Genomic DNA, 19,952 nt, shown 5'->3' with positions numbered 1-19,952 from the left:
TTTTATACGAGCCTGGGGGGGGGGGCCGCCGCTCCGCCCCGGGCTCGTGGGGGGGTACCCAGGGCCCCCGGGGTATCCGCGGGGGGGGCGGTTTGTGTGGTTCGGGCTCACCTGAGGTGAGCCGAACCCGGCGCACTCACCAGCCGGAGCCGGTCCCACCCGAACCCGTGTTGGCCACGATGGTGCCGATGACCATCTGCGCGAGCCCCGCGATCAGGCTGAGAATTCCCATGGTGTCCTCCGACTTCCGCTTCCTCACCGACTGTCCGGTGTAGCCGTGAACCTAACCCGGCAAACTTGAGAAAGTGGCCCATTTCAGAACATTTCCCACAATGTGCCACCCGTGGTCATGATTCAGCTAATGCCCCGGATGCTAGAGCCAGCCGAGACGCTCGGCCGCTCGGACGGCTTCGGCGCGCGTGCGGGTGCCCGTTTTACCGATGGCGGAGGACAGATGGTTGCGGACCGTGCCCTCGGACAAGTGCAGCAGTTTGGCGATGGCGCCCGCCGTCGCGCCGTCGGCGGCCGCGGCGAGAACCTCGCGTTCCCGGGCGGTGAGGGGTGAGGTTCCGGCCGTGAGGGTTTCGGTGGCCAGGGCCGGGTCGACGACGCGCAGGCCCAGGTGGACACGGCGGACGGCGTCGGCGAGTTCCCGGGCGGGGGTGTCCTTGACGACGAAGCCGGAGGCGCCCGCGTCGATGGCACGGCGCAGGTAGCCGGGGCGGCCGAAGGTGGTGACCATCAGGATGCGGACCGCCGGGTGGGCGGCGTGCAGCAGGGCGGCGGCCGAGATGCCGTCCAAGCCGGGCATTTCCACGTCCAGCAGGGCCACATCGGGGGTGGTGCGCTCGACGGCGGCGAGCACCTCGTCGCCGCGGCCGACCTCGGCGACCACGTCGAGGTCGGGTTCCAGGCTCAACAGGGCCGCCAGGGCGCCGCGGACCAGAGCCTGGTCGTCGGCGAGCAGCAGTTTGATCATTCCGGCTCCTTGATCGTCTCCGGGAAGCTTGCCAGCACCCGGAAGCCGCCGTCCGGGCGCGCGCCCAGGGTGAGTTCGCCGCCGGTGGCCCGGACCCGCTCGCGCAGTCCGGACAGGCCGGATCCGGTGCGGGCCGAGTCGGGCGGGCCCACGCCGTCATCGGCGATCTCGATGCTGTTCGGGGTGACCCGGACCCAGCAGTGCGCCGCGCCGCTGTGCCGCACCACATTGGTGACGGCCTCACGCAGCACCCAGCCGAACACGACACTGTGCCGCGATGGCAGTTCGCCGGGATCCGGTAGCACGGCCTCGATTTCGGCGGCGTCGAGCGCGGTGCGGGCAGTGGTCAGCTCGCCGGCGAGCGAAACCGCCCGCAGCCCACCGACGGTCGAGCGCACTCCGGCCAGCGCCTCCCGCGCCAGCTGTTCCACATCCGCCATCTCCGTCTTCGCGCGCTCGGGGGCGACGTCGATGAGCCGTTGCGCCAATTCGGTTTTCACGGTGATGACCGTGAGCGAGTGGCCGAGGATGTCGTGCACGTCGCGCCCGACCCGCAGCCGCTCCTCCGCCACGGCCAGTTCGGCGAGCTGCTGCCGGGCGATGTGCAGTTCGTGATTGCGTTGCAGGATCACCCGGATCCCGCCGACCGCGAAGGCCGCCAACACGATCGACTGCATCAGCGAGTACGCGGGCGGCTGCCCGGTGAGCAGTTGCGGCAGCACCGCGAACACCACGATCAACGCGAGTTCGAGGGGGGCCGCCCGCCGCACCGGCAGCGTGAACGCGATGTAGGAGGCCATGTAGACGCCCAGCCCGAGCATCTGCGAGTGCAGGGTGACCGCCGCGGCCGCGATCAGCGCCGCCTGCACGGCCAGGGATCCGGCCACCGCCGGCCAGGGCGGCCGCGGCGGCCAGCCCTGGTCGGACGGGCCGCGCACCAGCAGCCAATAGGACGCGACGTAGGCGATGCCGAAGGCGACGATCACCGCGATCGTGTACGCGCGGGCCACCGGATTCTCGAGCTGCCAGCCCTGTCGCAGCGGGTCGAACAGGTATACCGCCCACACGGCCGCGAGCAGCGTCCCGAACCGTCGCCGTCGCCGAATACCCGCCTCTTCCGCGTCCACACCGCGGGACGCTACCCGAGCCCATACCGATCGTCGCCGGTCAGCGTGCGGTAGTACGGCGGATCGAGACGGCATGACAGTGCTCAGGGACAGCATCGGGGCAGCCGGCGGCACCGGCTCGGGGCAACGCGGCACGAGCCACACGCGGTGAGATTCACACGAATACCGTCACCCGCCGCGACCTGCCGCGCATCCTCGGTTCGTCACTGTCCGCCCATGACAGATGTCATGGGCGGGGCGACGATCAGGCCGTGACGGTGACGCTGTGCAGACCGCCCGGGCCGATCGGGAACGGCGGGCGCTCCTCGGCGTCCTGGACCTCGCCGGAGCGGCTGATGGCGCGGGCCTGAATGGTGTGGGTGCCCGGCGGCACATCCACGATGGTGCGCCAGCGCCGCCAGGCGGCGGGAGCCAGTTCGGAGCCGAGTTCCACCGGCAGCCAGTCGGTTTCGCCGATCCGGATCTCCACCCCGGCGACCCCGTGCGGCGGGGCCCAGGCCACACCCGCGACGGTGAACTTGCCGCCGCCCGCGCCGCCGCCGGAGGCGACGTCGATGCGGGCCTGCGGCCGCACCCACAGCGGTTCGGCGGGCCAGCCGCGCTTCCACCAGTAGTCGACGTGGCTGTCGTCGGTGAGCTCGAGTTCGCCGACCCACTTCGCACCCGAGTACTGGCCGTAGATGCCGGGCACGAAAACCCGTGCGGGAAAGCCGTGTTCGGGCGGCAGCGGCTCCCCGTTCATGCCGATGACCAGGTAGCCGGGCCATTCGCCGGTGCGCAGCGGTTCCAGCGGCAGCGAGATGGTGTAGCCGTCGACGGCGCGGGTGACCAGGCGGGTCGCACCGGATTCGGGGACGGCGTGGTCGAGCAGCGCGGTCAGCGGGACGCCGAGCCAGCGGGCATTGGCGCAGCGGCCGGAACCGACGGTGTTGTGCACGCACACCATGACGGCGTCGAATTCGACGGCCTGCTCGGCCAGATCGGCCAGCGACAGCCGCAGCCGATGGGCGACCCGGCCGCCGATGGACAGCCGCCAGTCGGCGGGATCGATGCGCGGGGCCCGCGAATTCACGTCCGCCACATAGAATTTGCTCACGGGCGTGATCAACGGAGTCAGGCCGGGTTCGCTGCCGATGCCGTCGTCGGGGACCGGGACGTGCGCGCCCATCGGGCCGACCCGGCGGGCCCGTTCCCGGTGCCGCTGATCCTGGCGTCGCACCAGCGTTTCGGCGGCGGCGATCAGGCCGGTTCCCGCTGCGGCCCACAACAATCCGTGCCCGGTGGGCTTGCGCAGTCCGGCCCGCAGGACGGCCGCGGCGGCCACCGCGCCGAGCGCCCCGGGCACCGAGCGGTCGGTGCTGCGCAGGGCCGCGGCCGCCGTGGCGGCGCCGAACACGGCGGCCGCGGGGGTGCGCAGTCGCGGTGGGAGCAGCGCCGTGCCGACGGCCGCGCCCACACCCCACAGCGCGACACCGAGCCGGGTCATCTCCTTGTCGTGGTCCCCGGCCTGCGCCACCATGGTCTCGACCACCGGCACGGGCGCGTAATCGGCGGCCAGCCGCCCGATTCCGTCGAGCATGGAGCCGCCGCGCGCCGCGGCGAGCAGCTCGCCCGCGCCGAGCGCGCCCACCCCCACCGCGACCGCGTGCAGCAGCCCCTTCTCGTCCGCCGTCCCCTTCACCGACACTTCTCCGAACCTTCCGTAGCCGACCGGGTTTCCGGGCCCATTGTTCCCCAGCCGACCGGATCGCGGCCAGGATCAGCGGCTCAGATACGCCGCGACCATGGGGCCGATCTCCTCCCACGCCTCCGGGGTGGTGAGCCGGTTGTGCCCGAATTCGACGGGGCGGTGGTCGATCCGGCCCGCGATGTAGGGCTGCCAGGTGCTGACGTTCGGGATGGGGTCCGGGTTGCCCGAGGCGGCGATGAACAGCAGGTCGCCGTCGAAAACCTCGTGCTCGTGGGTGGCGATCTGACGCAGCAGATGACACATGTCCCCGTAGACGTTCTCCAGTTCGGTTGCGGAGAAACTGATTCCGGCCGACTCCAGCAGTTCGGCGGCGCGGTCGGCCGTGAGGTCGTCGAGTCCGGGCGGGATGTCGATGCCGCCGAATTCGGCCAGCAGCAGCGACAGCGGCGGAATGGCGGTGTCGTCACGTACGGCGACGTCGGCGCGGGAGTCGAGCATGATCAGCGAGGGCACCTCCGCACCCCGGCGGCGCAGTTCGACCGCGGTGGCGTGCGCCAGCGGACCGCCCGCCGAGTAGCCGAGCAGCTGGTAGGGGCCCTCGGGCTGCACGCGAAGGATCTCCTCGGCATAGCGCACGGCCAGGTCGCGCACGGTGCGGTCGGCCGTCCCGCCGTCGGTCACACCCGGAGACTGGATGCCGTAGATGGGGTGCGCACCGTCGACGTGGCGGACCAATCCGCCGTAGCACCAGGCCAATCCGATGGCCGGATGCACACAGAACAGCGCGGCACCGTCACCCTGCGGGCGCATCGGCAGCAGCACCCCCATCGACTGCTCCACGCCCGGCTGCGCGGCGGCTTCGCCGAGGCGTCGCGCCAGCGCGGCGGGGGTGGGATCGAGGAACATCCACTGCAGCGCCATCGGAAGGCCGGTCGCCTCCCGCACCTGGGTGACGACGCGGACCGCGCCCATCGAGGTGCCGCCGACATCGAAGAAGTTGTCGTCCACACCGACTCGCGGAGCCTCCAGCACGGCTTCGAAAGCGGCGACGAGGATGCGTTCCTCCTCGGTTCGCGCGGCCCGATAGCCGCGATGGACCGGAGCCTGCGCCACCTGGCTCGGCTTCTCGTGGGGAGTCGACGTCAGCGCCGGCAGCCCTGCCCCGGCCACCTCGATGGCGCCGACCGCCGCCACGGGATCGGCTGTCATCGCGTCCAGGATCGCGAGGAAGCCGTCGGCCATGGCCACGGCGGTGGAGCGGTCGAACAGGTCGGTGGCGAAGGTGAGGGAGGCGGTCATCCCCGCGGGCTCCCCCGCGGCGCCGAACTGTTCGGCCAGCATCCATTCGAGATCGAACTTGGAACCGGGCGCGGGCGCGTCCAGCGGGCGGACCGCCAAGCCCGGCAGCGCGGTTCGCTCGGTCCGCACGTTCTGGAAGGCCAGCAGCACCTGGAACAGCGGATGACGGTCGGTGGAGCGGACCGGGGCCAGCGCCTCCACCAGTCGTTCGAACGGCAGGTCCAGATTGCCGTAGACGGCCAGGTCGGCGCGGCGGACCGCGTCGAGGGTGGCGGCGAATCCGGCGGCGGGATCGACCTGCGAGCGCAACACCACGGTATTGACGAACATGCCCACGAGGTCATCGAATTCGCCGTCGCCACGACCGGCGACCACCGAACCGAGCGCGATGTCCGGGTGACCGGACATCCGCGCCAGCAGCACCGCGAGGGCGGCGTGCACCACCATGAACGGGGTCGCGCCGTGGGCGCGGGACAGCTGCTGAACTCGGTCTTGAACGGTTGCGGGAACGGTGAATTCGATGCGATCGCCGGTACCGGACGGCAGGGTCGGGCGGGGGCGGTCGGTGGGCAGGGCGTGGACCTCGGGCAGACCGGCCAGGGTGGTGCGCCAGAATTCCAGCTGCCGACTCGCGAGGCTGCCGGGATCGCTCTCCGCGCCCAGCAGTTCGTGCTGCCACAGGGCGTAGTCGGCGTACTGCAGCGGCAGCGGCGTCCATTCGGGCGCGACGCCCGCGGCGCGAGCGGCGAACGCGTACACGACGTCTCGCGCCAAGGGCGCCATCGACCAGCCGTCGGCCGCGATGTGGTGGACCGCCATCGCCAGCACGGTGCGTTCCGGCCCGACGTGGAGGACACACACCCGCAGCGGGGTTTCGCGGGTGATGTCGAAGCCCCGCGACAGCTGGGTGATCAGCGCGGCGTGGATGCCGTCCGCGGTGACATCGAGTTCGGCGATCGGTGTGGAACCCGGGGTCGGCGGCAGAATCCGCTGGTCCGGAAGGCCGTCGGGCCCGGCCGGATAGATCGTCCGCAGCGTCTCGTGCCGGGCCACGACATCGTCGATCGCGGCGCGCAGCGCCGAGACATCGAGCGCGCCATCGATGTCGAAGGCGCCGGGAATGTTGTAGAGCGGCGAGCCCGGGTCGTACTGGTTGAGGAACCACATGCGCTGTTGCGCCGCCGACAACGGGATCCGCGCCGGGCGCGGGCGCGGTCCGGGACGCGGGCGGTCGGACGCGGCGCCCGCTGCCACGAGTTCGGCCAGCTCGGCCACGGTCGGGGCGTCGAAGAGCGCCCGCACCGGCACGGCGGCGTCCAGGGCGGCGCCCACCCGGGCCACGACCTGGGTGGCGATCAGCGAATTGCCGCCGAGCGCGAAGAAGTCGTCGTCGCGCCACACCCGATCGATGCCGAGCACCTCGGCGAAGGCCGCCGCCACCGCGGTCTCCACGGGCCCCTCGGGGGCCAGGTGAGCGCGGGCCTCCTGCCGCGGGGCGGGCAGGGCGTCCAGGTCCAGCTTGCCGTTGGCGGTGCGCGGCAGCTCCGGTAGCACCATGACCGCGGTGGGCACCATGTAGGACGGGAGTCGGTGCGCGGCAGCCTTCTTCAGTTCGGCCAGCACCGGCTCGGCTCCGGGCGCGGCGACCACGTAGGCGGCCAGCAGGCCGCCGTGGCCGTCGTCGCGCACCACCGCGACCGCCCGCGCGACCGACGGGTCGGCGGTCATGGCCGCCTCGACGTCGCCGAGTTCGATGCGCAGGCCGCGCAGTTTGACCTGGGTGTCGGTGCGGCCCAGGTACTCCAGGTTCCCGGCGCGGCGGCGCACCAGGTCGCCGGTGCGGTACATGCGCTCCCCCGGCACGCCGTGCGGGTCGGCGACGAAGCGGGCGGCGGTCAGGTCGTAGCGGCCGAAGTACCCGCGGGCCAGCGGGATTCCGGCCAGATACAGTTCCCCGACCACGCCGTCGGGGACCGGGCGCAGCCGCTCGTCCAGGACGAGGGCGCGCACGCCGGGCGCGGGGATGCCGATGGTGACCGGCTCACCGGAGCGCACGGCCCCGCCGACGGCCCACACGGTCGCCTCGGTCGGGCCGTAGTCGTTGAAGTGACCGCGACCCTCGGCGGCCCATGCCGTCACCAGCTCGGGCGGGCAGGGCTCGCCGCCGGTGACGATCAGACGCAGGTCGTCCAGGCCCGCGGGGTCCACGGTGGCCAGGGCCGAGGGCGTGAGGGCGATGTGCGAGACGCGTTCGCGGGACAGCAGTTCCCCGAGTTCGAGTCCGGCGAAGACGGTGGGCGGCGCCACGACCAGGGTGGCGGCCGCGCCGACGGCCATGAGCAGCTCCACGACCGAGGCGTCGAAACTGGGCGAGGCGACGTGCAGGACGCGGGAATCGCGGGTGATCTCGTCCCGCTCCCGCTGGGCGGCAGCCAGATTCGCGAGTCCCGCGTGGGACACCACCACGCCCTTGGGCGCGCCGGTCGATCCCGAGGTGAAGATCACGTACGCGGGATTGGCGGTGTTCCTGGGGATTCCGGCGAGTTCGGGCGGGTTGTCGTCGGCGTCGGGCTCGTCCAGGCACCACCAGTGCACGGCGCCGGGCAGGCGGTGGCGCTGGTCGGTGACGGTGAGACCGAGGCGCACCCCGGACACGTCGATGATGCGGGCGATGCGGTCGGGCGGGTAGGCCGGGTCCACGGGGACGAAGGCCGCGCCGGTGCGCGCGACGGCCCAGACCGCCACCACCGATTCGATGGAGCGCGGAATACCCACGGCCACCAGGGTTTCCGGGCGGGCGCCCGCAGCCGCGAGCCGTCGGGCCACCTGGTCCGCGCGGGCATCGAGTTCGCGGTAGGTCAGGCTCCGGTCGCCGCAGACCACGGCGATGCCGTCCGGGTTGGCGGCGACGGCGTCGGCCATGATCTCGGCCAGGGTGCGCGGGGGCGTCACCGGGGCGCGGCCGCCGCCGAGCCGGTCCTGCTCCGCCGGGGTGAGCAGGTCCAGATCGCCGACCGGGCGCGGGGATTCGGTCGTGATCTCACCGAGCAGGTGGACCAACCGGTCGGTGAAATCGGTCATGGTGGCGGCGTCGAACAGGTCCGTGGCGTAGCAGCAGCGCAGCTCCAGGCCGTCGGTATCGCCGATCACGGTCAGGCTCAGGTCGAATCGGCTGTTGGTCTGCGGCAGTTCGAGCGGGGCCACGGTCAGGTCGGGCAGCCGCAGTTCGGGCATGGGCAGGTTCTGGAACACCAGCATGAGCTGAACCAAGGGGTGGCGGGCCTCCGAGCGGGCCGGGGACAGCACCTCGACGAGCCGCTCGAAGGGCACGTCGGCGTGCTCGAACGCCGCCAGATCGGTGTCGCGCACGCGATCCAGCAGGGCTCCGAAGCCCTCGGCGGGCCGGACGTCGGTGCGCAGGACCAGCGTGTTCACGAACATGCCGACCAGGTCGTCGAGTTCGCGCACGCCACGGCCCGCCACCGGGGTGCCGACCACGACATCGGCGGTCCCGCCGAGCCGGGCCAGCAGCACGGCCAGGGCCGCGTGCACCACCATGAACGGCGTCGCCCGATGCTCCCGGGCGTACCGGTCGATCGCGTCGCTCACGGTGCGGTCCACGCGCGCGGTGTGTTCGGCCGCCTGATGCGAGGCGCGGGCCGGGCGCGGACGGTCGGTCGGCAGCTCCAGATGATCCGGCACCCCGGCCAGCGTGTCCGACCAGTAGGCGACCTGCCGGGCGGCCGATGAGCGGGCATCCTCCTCGTCGCCCAGGCGATCCCGCTGCCACAGGGTGTAATCCGCGTACTGCACCGGCAGCGGCGCCCAGGTGGGGACTTCACCGGCCGCGCGGGTCGCGTAGGCGGCGGCCACATCCCGGGTCAGCGGCGCCATCGAGAATCCGTCGGTCGCGATGTGGTGGGCGACGAGGACGACGACGTGGTCGTTCACGTCACCGGCGGAGGTGTCGATCCGGAACACGCGAACGCGCAGTGGGACAGCGGCAGTGACGTCGAACCCGTCGCCGATGGTTTCCGCGACCACCGTGGGCAGCGCGTCCGGGGTCACCGGAATCGGCTCGAGGTCGAGGGGGACCTCGCCGGCGTCGAGGACGTGCTGCATGCCGACGCCGTCGATGTCGGGGTAGACGGTACGCAGGGTTTCGTGGCGGTCCAGGACGTCGTGGAGTGCGGCGCGCAGAGCGGCATGGTCCAGGTGGCCCGTCAGGCGCAGGGCCACCGGCACGTTGTAGGCCGGGGACGCCGGGTCGAAGCGGTTCACGAACCACATGCGCTGCTGCGCCGGGGAGAGGGGAACCAGGGCTGGGCGCTCGGCCCGGGTCAGAGCCGGTGCGGCGGTGTCGGATTCGGTAGCGGTCAGGCGGTCGGCGAGCTCGGCGACCACCGGGGCCTCGAACAGCAGCCGGACGGGGACCGTGCGGTCCAGGTGCGCGGCCAGGCGGGCGGCGACGCGGGTCGCGATGAGCGAATCGCCGCCGAGGGCGAAGAAGTCGTCGCGGGCGCCGACGCGGTCCAAACCCAGCACCTCGGCGAAAGTCGCGGCGACGGTCGACGCCGTACCCGTCGGCTCGACGTATTCCGCCTGGACCAGTGACGGTTCCGGGAGGGCGCGCGCGTCAACCTTGCCGGACACGGTGCGAGGCAGCTCCGGGAGCACCTGCAGGGTCGCGGGCACGAGATAACGCGGCAGCCGGTTCGCCGCCCACGCCAGCAGGTCGGGGACCGGGACCGGGGCGTCGAGGGTGACATACGAGCACAATGTCATCGCCTCGGCCGGATTCCTGCGGGCTACCGTCACCGCGGCCTCCACCTGCGGATGCGTCAGCAGGACGGCATCGACCTCACCCGGCTCCACCCGGATCCCGCGGATCTTGATCTGGAAGTCGGTGCGCCCCGCGTACTCGAAACCCGTTGTGGTGCAGCGCATCAGGTCGCCAGTACGGTACATGCGCTGACCGGCCGCGAACGGGTCGGCGACGAACCGGCTCGCGGACAGCGCAGCGCGGCTCGCATAGCCACGCGCCAACCCGGGGCCACGCACATACAACTCGCCCACCGAGCCGATCGGCACCGGGCGCAGCCACCCGTCGAGCACCTGCAACGTCGTTCCGGGCACCGGCGTGCCCACCAGGGCGGATGTCTCGGGCGTCATCGCGTCGCCGAAGCTCGCGGCCACGGTGGTTTCGGCCGGTCCATACGAATTCACCAGTGCGCGACCGGCACCCAACCGGGTGACGAGGGCGGGCGGGCAGACCTCGCCGCCCATGATGACGCTTCCGACCCCGTCCAGGTCGGCGGCGTCGAGCGTGCCGAGCACGCTCGGTGTGCAGACCAGGTGGGTGGCGGCGCCCGCGCGGATCGCCGCGGCCAGTTCGGCTCCGGCGCTCGCCTCCGGCGGCGCGACGACCAGCGTCGCCCCGGCCGCGAACGCGGACATCCACACCAGCATCGCGGCATCGAAAGCCGGGTTCACGCAATGCAGGACACGCGCATCGGCGGTGATCCCGCCGCGCGCCATCGTGGCTGCCACCATGTCGGCGAGCCCGGCATGCGAGACCACGACACCCTTCGGCGTGCCCGTGGAACCGGAGGTGAACACGACATAGGCCGCGTGCTCCGGACGCAAGGGCGCGGCGCGATCCGCATCGGTGACCGCCTCGCCGGACAGCGCGGCGCACTCGGCGGCGAACCGCGCATCGTCGATCCGCAGCCACTCCACCTCGCCGGGCAGCTCGGCGCCCGCCCCGTCCGATTCCCGGACCGCACCGGTAACTCCCAGTACCGCACCACATTCCGCGGCGATCGCGCTCGTCCGCGCGACGGGCTGGGTGATGTCCACCGGGACGAACGCCGCACCGGTCTTCGCGATCGCCCACACCGCGACCATGGACTCGATCGACCGGGGCAAGGCGACCAGCACGGTCCGCTCCGGCCCGGCTCCTTCCGCGATCATCCTGCGCGCCAATTGATTCGCCGCCGCCTCCAGTTGTCCGTAGGTGAGTTCGTGGACGTTCCGGCCGAGCCGAGCGTCCACCAACCGACCCGTGCCCGTCGCGTCGGACTCCACGGCACGGGGTGCGGCGGCATCCACTCCGGCATCCACAGGCGCCGCGGCATCCACTCCGGCATCCACGGGCGCGGTGCCGTCCACTCCCGCAGCCACGGGCGCTGCACCGTCCACCCCGGCGGCGAGCGGGGAGGCATCGCGGATCGCGACCGCGTTCGGGGACGCGCCGGAACCCAAGAGGTCCGGTAGCAGGCGAGGCGTGCTCGCGGGCCGGCCGTGGCGGATCGCGGCATCGGCACCCGGGGCCGCGCCGGTGACCGTGGCGATGCGGTGGGTCGACCGTCCGGTCAGCGCGACGAGGAGGCGGGACAGGGACTCGGCGAGCGAATCGGCTTGGTCGGCATCGAAATAGCGAGGCGAGCGGGTGAGCTCGAGGCGGAGGCCGTCATTGGCGTAGGCGGCCAGCGAGAGCGGGTAGTGGGTGCCGTCCTGGGCGCGCAGGTTGGTGACGGCGAGGTCGGCATGGCGCGTGGCGGCGGCCAGGGTGGCCGCGTCGACCGGGTAGGACTCGAACACCGTGGCGGTGTCGAAGAGCTGACCGAGTCCGGTGGCGGCGTGGATCTCGTCCAAGCCCAGGTGCTGGTGTTCGGCCAGGGCGGCCTGTTCGTGCTGGACGCGGGTGAGCAGGTCGGCGATGGATTCGGCCGGGTTCAGAGTGATCCGGACCGGGACGGTGTTCACCAGCATGCCGACCATGCGGTCGGAGCCGGGGAGTTCCGGCGGGCGGCCGGACACCGTGGCGCCGAAGACGATGTCGGTGGCTCCGGTCCGCTCGGCCAGCAGCAGCGCCCACGCGGCCTGGACCAGTGTGTTGACCGTGACCTGGCAGGCGGCGGCGGTGCGGCGCAGGGCGTCGGGCAGGCCCTCGGGAAGCGGGACCTCGTGGGCGACCGGCGCGGTCGCGGCCGCGGCGCGCGGGGCGGTGGGTGCGATCAAGGTGGGACCGTCGAGACCCGCCAAGCCCCGCGTCCACGCGGTGCGCGCCCGTTCGGCGGGGCGGGCCGCCAGCCATTCGAGATGGGTGCGGAAGGGGACCGGGGTCGCGAAACCCGCGTCGTCACCAGAGGTTTCGTAGAGGCCGATGAGTTCCGCGAACAGCAGCGGCATGGACCAGCCGTCGAGAATCAGGTGATGGTTGGTGATGACCAGCCGGAACCGGCGCTCGCCCGCCGCGATGCACAGGAAGCGGATGAGCGGCGGGCGGTCCACCGCGAAGGGGACGCGCAGTTCGGCCGCGGCGAGAGCGTCGAGCTCCTCGGGGGTCGCGCCGATCGCCTCGCGATACTCGCACGGCACCGGCACCTCGGCCGGGATCACCTGTACGGCACCGATATCCGAGTCGATGAACCCCGCGCGAAGCACGTCGTGGCGGCGGACCAGGGCTTCGGCGGCGGCCCGCAGCCGGTCCGGATCGAGGAAGGCTTCCACGTCGATGATCGCCTGCACCGAATAGCCGTCCGAGCGACCCTCGGCCAAGTGGGCCTGGAACAGCAGGCCGCGCTGCAACGGCGTCAGCGGCCAGGCATCGGCGAGACGGCCGAGAGCCTGTTCCCAGGCATCGATTTCGGGCTGCGAGACCTTCAGCAGGGGTAGGTCAGCGGGGGTCAGGCCACCGGCATCGGGCCGCCGGAGCAGCTCGGCGATCTCGCCGAGAGCCGAAAGCCATTCGCGTGACAGCGATTCCACGTCCTCGGCGGCGATCGCATCGGAGGCGTACTGCCACATCGCGCGGATCCGCGGCCCCGCCGCCGACTCCAGGGTGACGGCATCCACCGACAGCACCGCCGCCAGCGGCATGGACGGGTCGGCGTGGCCGCCCAGCCGGTCGCCGACCGCGATCGGCAGCCAGTCGCCCTCGAGCTCGATATCGGGGATCTGGCCCAGGTAGTTGAAACCGAGCTGCGGCTCCGGGAAGGCGGCGAGCTCGGACGCGGTCTCGGGATTCAGATAGCGCAGCAGGCCGTAGCCGAGGCCACTGCGCGGCACGGCACGCAGCTGCTCCTTGACGTTCTTCAGCACCGATTCCACCGCGTCGGAGCCCGAATCACCGTTCATGGCAACGGGTCCCAGCCGGACCGGCACCTGCGCGGTGAACCAGCCGACCGTCCGCGACAGGTCCGCTCCCGCGACGGCGGTCTCGTCACGGCCGTGGCGCTCGACCATGACCACGGTGCTCGCGGCCCCGGTCTCGCCGCGCCCGGCACGCCGGCGCGCGAGCGCCATGGTCAAGGCGGCCAGCAAGGCGTCCTCGACCCCGCACCGATAGGTTCCGGCGAGCCGGGTGACCAGAATCGACGAGACGTCCTCCGGCACTTCCAGATCGACGTGGGCGGCGGTGCGGTGGGTGTCCACCGCCGGGTCCAGCGCGCGCGGTCCGATCGGAGCGGCCTCGGCCAGGACGTCGCGCCAGTATCCGAGTTCTCGCCTCGGCCACGGCAGGTCCACCACCGCACCGTCCGGGTGGTCCGCGCCGCCGGTATCGGCGTTCGCGACCGCGGCCAGCGCGGACGACCACGTGCGCATCGACGTTCCCGTCTCGCGCAGTTCCGGCCGGGTACCGGAGACGGCCTGCGCCCAGGCGGACATCAAGTCGGGCAGCAGGATTCGCCACGACACCGCGTCACAGGCCAGGTGGTGGACGGCGATCGCCAGCCGTCCCGAGCGGCCCGCGCCCGCGTCCAGCCAGGTCAGGGCGAGCATCGACCCCGAGCGCGGATCCAGGCGGTTGACGGCCGACGCCAAGGCGCGATCGATCGCGGCGGCGGTGATCACGACCTCGGCTTCCGGCTCGCCGACTCCGTCGCCCGCGACGCCCCGCACCGCGGCACAGTCGATTCGGGTCAGCAGGTTCGCCGCGTCGACGGTCTCCGGTGGGGCGACATCCAATCGCAGCCCGTCATCGGTGCGGACGACGCGGGCCCGCAGCATGTCGTGGCGGTCGAGCACCGCCTGCACGGCGGCCAGCACCATCGCGGGTTGGGCCCCGACCGGGACCTGGACCACCATCGACTGCGCGAAATGCCGCCAGCCGGGACGACTCAACAGCCAGGACGCGACCGGCGTCAGCGGCAGCCGGCCGACGCCGCCGCCCGGAAGTTCGGCGAGCCGCTCGTGGCGATCCTCCAGATGCGTGACCACGGCGGCCAGACCCGCCGGAGTGCGATGCTCGAAGACCTCGCGGGCGGAGAAGACCAGACCCGCCGCGCGGGCGCGCGAGACCAGGGTGATGGCCATGATCGAGTCGCCGCCCAAGGCGAAGAACGAGGTGCCCGGGCCGACCCCGGGGATGCCGAGGACCTCGGCGAACAGGGTGCACAGTGCGCGTTCGGTCTCGGTGGCCGCCGCCCCGGCATCGATCGGTTGCGCCACAACGGGTTCCGGGAGCGCGCGCCGATCCACCTTGCCGTTGGCGGTGAGCGGCAGCGCGCCCAGCACGGTGACGGTCGCGGGCACCATGTACGGCGGCAGCCGGTGCGTGGCATGGTCCAGCAGCTCGGCCTCGGTGATCGCGTGCCCGGCGTGCGGCACCACGTACGCGGCCAGCACGGTGCCACCGCCGGCGCCCGGACGCGCCACGGTCACCGCGATCTCCACCCCGGCGTGCGCGTTCAGGGCGGCGTCGACCTCCCCCAGCTCGACCCGCATACCGCGCAACTTGACCTGGAAGTCACCACGACCCACGTACTCGAGCACGCCGTGCTCGGTCCAGCGCACCAGATCTCCGGTGCGGTACATACGCGCCCCGGCCGCACCGTCCGGCGCGGGCAGGAACCGTTCCGCGGTCAGACCGGGACGGCCCGCGTACCCGCGCGCCACCCCCGGACCGCTCACGTACAGCTCCCCCGCCACGCCGATCGGCACCGGGCGCAGCCAGCGGTCCAGCACCAGCATCCCCGCGCCCGGAATCGGATCGCCGAGACCGGACTGGACGCCCGCGACCAGGCCACCGGTGTAGGTGACCGCCACCGTGGTCTCGCTGGGCCCGTACGAATTCAGCAGATCCCGCCCGGTCCCGAAGCGCGCCACGATATCCGGCGGCGTCGGCTCGCCGCCCGAGGACACCGCGCGCACACCGTCGAGCGCGTTCGACTCCAGCGTGGACAGCACCGCGGGGGTGGAACACACCTGCGTGATGCCGTAATCCCGGACCAGCCCGGCCAATTCGGCGCCGAGCACCGGATCCGGTTCGGCCACCACCAGCGTCGCGCCCGCGGCGAACGCCATCAGCCACTCCAGCACCGCCGCGTCGAAGCTCGGGTTCAAGCACTGCAGGACACGGGAACCCGGATCCACCCGGTACGCGGACACGATGGCCGCGGCCAGACCGGCCAGACCGGAGTGGGTCACCACCACGCCCTTCGGCACGCCCGTCGACCCAGAGGTGAAGACCAGGTAGGCCGGATTCTCGACCCGGGGACGGCCACGAAGCTCATCGTCGGTCAACGGCAGATCCGACAGCGCGGCGTCGTCGGAGGCCGCGCCACCGCCTCGCACGAGATCATCCAGGGCGATCCACGGCATCGAATCCGGCAGTTTCGCAGACGATTCCGTGCAGGCGAGACCGACCGTCACGCCCGCTTCGGCGGCGATATCGGCCAGCCGGGCCGCAGGCAGGGCCGTGCCCACGGGCACGAACGCCGCACCGGTCTTGGCCACCGCCCACAAGGCGACCACCGCCTCGATCGAGCGCGGCAGGGCGAGCAGGACCGTCGACTCCGGGCCCAGAACGTGCGCGTCCGAGCCGGACCCGGCGGCGCGCGATATCCGGCGCGCCAGCCGATTCGAGAGTGCGTCCAATTCGCCGTACGTCAGTCGCCGATCAGCGGCCATGACCGCGATCGCGTCGGGCCCCGCCCGATGCAGACCGGCGGCCAGGATCTCCGGCAGCAGCCGCGGTTCGGGTGCGGCCATCCCGTGCGCGCCCGCCAGCAGCGGCTTCTCGTCCGCCACCGTGTAATCCAGCGCGGCCACGGGAGTCCCGGCCTCCGCCGACAGCAGCGAATCCAGCAGCGCCAGGAACCGGCGATGATGCCGGGCCAGCGAATCCTCGTCGTACAACCGCGGATTCGCCGCGAAGTCGACATGGATCGGCGCACCCGCCCCGTGCTGATAGAAGTTGACGAACAGATCCTCGATCGGCCCCGACGTCACCACGTGCAGGCTCGATTCGACGCCCTCGAAATCGATCCCGGCCGGGAACAACATGATGTTGATGACCGGCCCGGTCATCCCCCGCCCGAACTCGGCCTGGCGTCCCCCGTCATTCCCGGCCGCGGCCCGGTCGCCGTCATCCCCTCGGGAACCGTCCTGGCGCATGTCCTCGTGGCGGAAGCGTTGGTGGCGTAGGGCTCCCGACGCCGCGACCCGGACCGCGTCCAGGACCTCGCCGACCCGCCCGGTGCGCGGCACCGGCACTCGCAGCGGCACCACATTGGCGATCATGCCGCCCGAACGCCGCAGGACCGCGGTGGTGCGGCCGGAGACCGGCAGGCTCAGGACCACGTCCTCCGTCGCGGTCAGGCGGGCGTAGTAGAGCGCGACCGCCGCCATGACCACGGTCGCCGAGCTGGTATCGAAGCGGCGGGCGGCGGCTTCCAGCCGGGCGGCGGTGCCGTCACCGAGCTGGGCGCGGGCCTCACGCCCCAGCGCACACGCCGGGGCGGTGGCCGCGACCAGGCTGCAACGGTCGGGCATGCCCGCGGTGGCCTCGCGCCAGTAGTGCTCGTCGGTGACGTACCGGGAGGACTCCCGGTACGCCATCTCCGCCTCGTGCACTGCCAACAGCGAGGCCGCGGTGCCGGGAGGCGCCGATTGCCCGCGCACCGCGGCGTTGTACAGCTCGGCGACCCGATACAGCATGGTCACCGAACCGAATCCATCGATGAGAAGGTGGTGAGCTCTGGTGTACCACAGGTGATGGGACTCCCCGACCCGGATCACCATTGATACCCCGGCGTTCACACCGAACAGGTCGATCGGCCGCGCCACGTCGGCACGCATCCACTCCAGCGCCTCGGCGACCGGATCGGTGCGATCGGTGAGATCCAGGAACCCGATCTCGCGCTCCATCCCGGCGTCGACCACCTGACACGGCTGCTCCCCGGCCTCGACGAACCGCAGGACGCCCGAACCGAACTCACGCCCCGCCCGCACCGCCACCCGCCGCAGCGTCTCGACCTCCAGCGGCCCGCGCATCTCGATGTACTGGGCCTCCGACAACGGCACGGCCGGATCCAGCTGCTGGGCGTAGAACATCCCCAGCTGCGCCGGGGATAGCGGGAAGGTGTGGCCGGAAACTCGCGTCATGCTTACCGCCTAACTGCTGGTCGAGAAGGATTCATCGGTCGGCGCCACCTCGTAGGCGGGCACCTGGGAGGCGTGCCGGGAAGTCAAGCGACTCACCATGACCGAGCGCACGTGCGTGGGCAGCGTCGGCGCGAACTTGCGCACATAGGCGTCCGCCCATTCGGGGTCGTCGAGCAGGAACGGGAAGTCGGTGGTCATCATGGAGCGCACCACCAGCATCGGCATCGGCGCGTCCAGGGGCCGAAACTCCTTGTTCCACAGGCCCGGTTGATCACAGCCCGGATAGAATTGCCCGAGCATCGAGCCGCGCTCCACGAATTTGGTCTTGAATTCCTCATGGATCTCGTCGATCAAGGAATAGTCGGTCAAATTCGGGAATACCGTGATCAATGCGCGCAGCACCGATGAGGAACTACCGTTCCCCGTGGGCAGTTCCGGATACAGCTCCAGGGCGTCGCGGATGATCGCGCGCACCCACATCGGCCGCGGTTCCGCCGCCGGCACCTGCGCCAGCCACAGCAGATCCCGCCGCATCGACGGCCGGACGTACGGGCAAACCGGCCCGTCACGGCCCAGTTCGTCACTGGGTTGGGTCAGCATGGAATCCGCCCAGGACCGGAACGCCGCCACCGTCGGCCGGGCGGCCGGGCAGGTTGATCCGATGTCCCCCAAAGGGACCCACTGTAGCCCCGAGCGGGGGCCTGTAACACGCTCGCTCATGACTCACCTCGGCTGATCGAGCTTCGGCAGGAGAGGCACCGTTGCCCACATACTCAAATAGTGGCCCGGTCATGAGCCGTTAACACGAGTAGTGGGTTACCCAATTTATCTATGACACTCCGAATTTCGCCGAGGAGAAAATAAAGAAAAGACCGGTCAGGCATTGACCGGTCTTTTCTGTGGGACTGGGATCAGGCGCCGATGAGGCGCGCGGCCAGGTAGCCCTCCACCTGATCCAGGGCCACCCGCTCCTGGGCCATCGAGTCGCGTTCACGCACCGTGACGGCGTGGTCCTCGAGCGTGTCGAAGTCGACCGTGATGCAGAACGGGGTGCCGATCTCGTCCTGGCGACGGTAGCGGCGGCCGATGGCGCCGGCATCGTCGAAGTCCACGTTCCAGTTCCGGCGCAGCTGCGCGGCCAGGTCCTTGGCCTTCGGCGACAGGTCCGCGTTGCGCGACAACGGCAGTACCGCCGCCTTGACCGGAGCCAGCCGCGGATCCAGGCGCAGCGTGGTGCGATCCTCCACGCCGCCCTTGGCGGTCGGCACCTGCTCGACGTGGTACGCGTCGACCAGGAACGCCATCAGCGAACGGGTCAGACCGGCCGCGGGCTCGATGACGAAGGGGGTGTAGCGCTCACCGGTCTGCTGGTCGAAGTAGACCAGCTCCTTGCCCGAGTGCTCCGAATGCGTCTTCAGGTCGAAGTCGGTGCGGTTGGCGACACCCTCGAGCTCGCCCCACTCGCTGCCCGCGAAGCGGAAGCGGTACTCGATGTCCACCGTGCGGGTGGAGTAGTGGGACAGCTTCTCCTTCGGATGCTCGAACAGCCGCAGGTTCTCCGGGTCGATACCGAGGTCGGTGTACCAGGCCATGCGGGTGTCGATCCAGTACTGGTGCCACTGCTCGTCCTCGCCCGGCTTGACGAAGAACTCCATCTCCATCTGCTCGAACTCGCGGGTGCGGAAGATGAAGTTGCCCGGGGTGATCTCGTTGCGGAACGACTTGCCGATCTGCGCGATGCCGAACGGCGGCTTCTTGCGCGCGGTGGTGGCGACATTGTCGTAGTTGACGAAGATGCCCTGCGCGGTCTCCGGACGCAGGTAGTGCATGCCCTCTTCGGACTCGACCGGGCCCAGGTAGGTCTTCAGCATCATGTTGAAGTCCTTGGGCTCGGTCCACTTGCCCACGGTGCCGCAATCCGGGCACACGATGAGCTCCATGGACACCGAGTCCGGGTCGTCGAGCTTGTTCTTCTCGGCGTACGCCTCCTGCAGGTGGTCCTGCCGGTGCCGCTTGTGGCAGTTGAGGCATTCCACCAGCGGGTCGTTGAACACCGCGACGTGACCCGAGGCCACCCACACCTGACGCGGCAGGATGATCGAGGAGTCCAGACCGACGACGTCGTCGCGGCTGGTCACCATGGACCGCCACCACTGCCGCTTGATGTTCTCCTTGAGCTCCACGCCCAGCGGACCGTAATCCCAGGCCGACCTCGTTCCGCCGTAGATCTCACCGCTCGGGTACACGAGACCCCGACGCTTGGCGAGATTGGCGACGGTGTCCACCTTCGACTTGGGTGCCACTGAACAGTTCTCCATCCGTGTCCGGAAGATTGCAAAGGATTAGGTCCAGACTATCTGCCGCGAGCAACCCACTTTGCACCCACTGCCCCCACAAGCAGGGGATGCAGCCCTGATCACAACCGGCCATATTGGAACGAGGACACCGGTCGGCACGCGGGGGT

General features: G+C 71.2%; 6 protein-coding genes. All 6 read right to left on the bottom strand.

What is annotated here, in order from left to right:
* Positions 1–373: 373 nt before the first annotated feature.
* Positions 374–979 (bottom strand): response regulator, encoded by a 606-nt coding sequence (locus tag ACFRAQ_RS06755; protein ID WP_379094983.1) that lies wholly within the window; start codon positions 977–979, stop codon positions 374–376.
* The gene (locus ACFRAQ_RS06750) at positions 976–2,106 is read right to left on the bottom strand and encodes a sensor histidine kinase (protein ID WP_379094980.1); all 1,131 of its coding nucleotides are present in this window, start codon (positions 2,104–2,106) and stop codon (positions 976–978) included. The genes ACFRAQ_RS06755 and ACFRAQ_RS06750 overlap by 4 nt, the downstream gene beginning before the upstream one ends.
* Positions 2,107–2,350: 244 nt before the next feature.
* On the bottom strand, positions 2,351–3,793 hold the full coding sequence (locus ACFRAQ_RS06745) for a molybdopterin-dependent oxidoreductase (RefSeq protein WP_379094977.1): 1,443 nt from the start codon (positions 3,791–3,793) through the stop codon (positions 2,351–2,353).
* Positions 3,794–3,865: 72 nt separating this feature from the next.
* Positions 3,866–17,488 carry an amino acid adenylation domain-containing protein gene (locus tag ACFRAQ_RS06740; protein WP_379094974.1) on the bottom strand — a complete coding sequence of 4,541 codons (13,623 nt, stop codon included), beginning with the start codon at positions 17,486–17,488 and terminating at the stop codon, positions 3,866–3,868.
* A gap of 9 nt (positions 17,489–17,497) precedes the next feature.
* Positions 17,498–18,160 carry a DUF6875 domain-containing protein gene (locus ACFRAQ_RS06735; RefSeq protein ID WP_379094971.1) on the bottom strand — a complete coding sequence of 221 codons (663 nt, stop codon included), beginning with the start codon at positions 18,158–18,160 and terminating at the stop codon, positions 17,498–17,500.
* A gap of 239 nt (positions 18,161–18,399) precedes the next feature.
* Positions 18,400–19,791, bottom strand: a complete 1,392-nt coding sequence (locus ACFRAQ_RS06730) for a glycine--tRNA ligase (protein ID WP_379094968.1) — start codon at positions 19,789–19,791, stop codon at positions 18,400–18,402.
* Positions 19,792–19,952 lie beyond the last annotated feature (161 nt).

It is taken from the genome of Nocardia sp. NPDC056611, assembly GCF_042792755.1.
GTDB lineage: Bacteria > Actinomycetota > Actinomycetes > Mycobacteriales > Mycobacteriaceae > Nocardia.
This window is presented reverse-complemented; position numbering and strand designations above follow the sequence as displayed.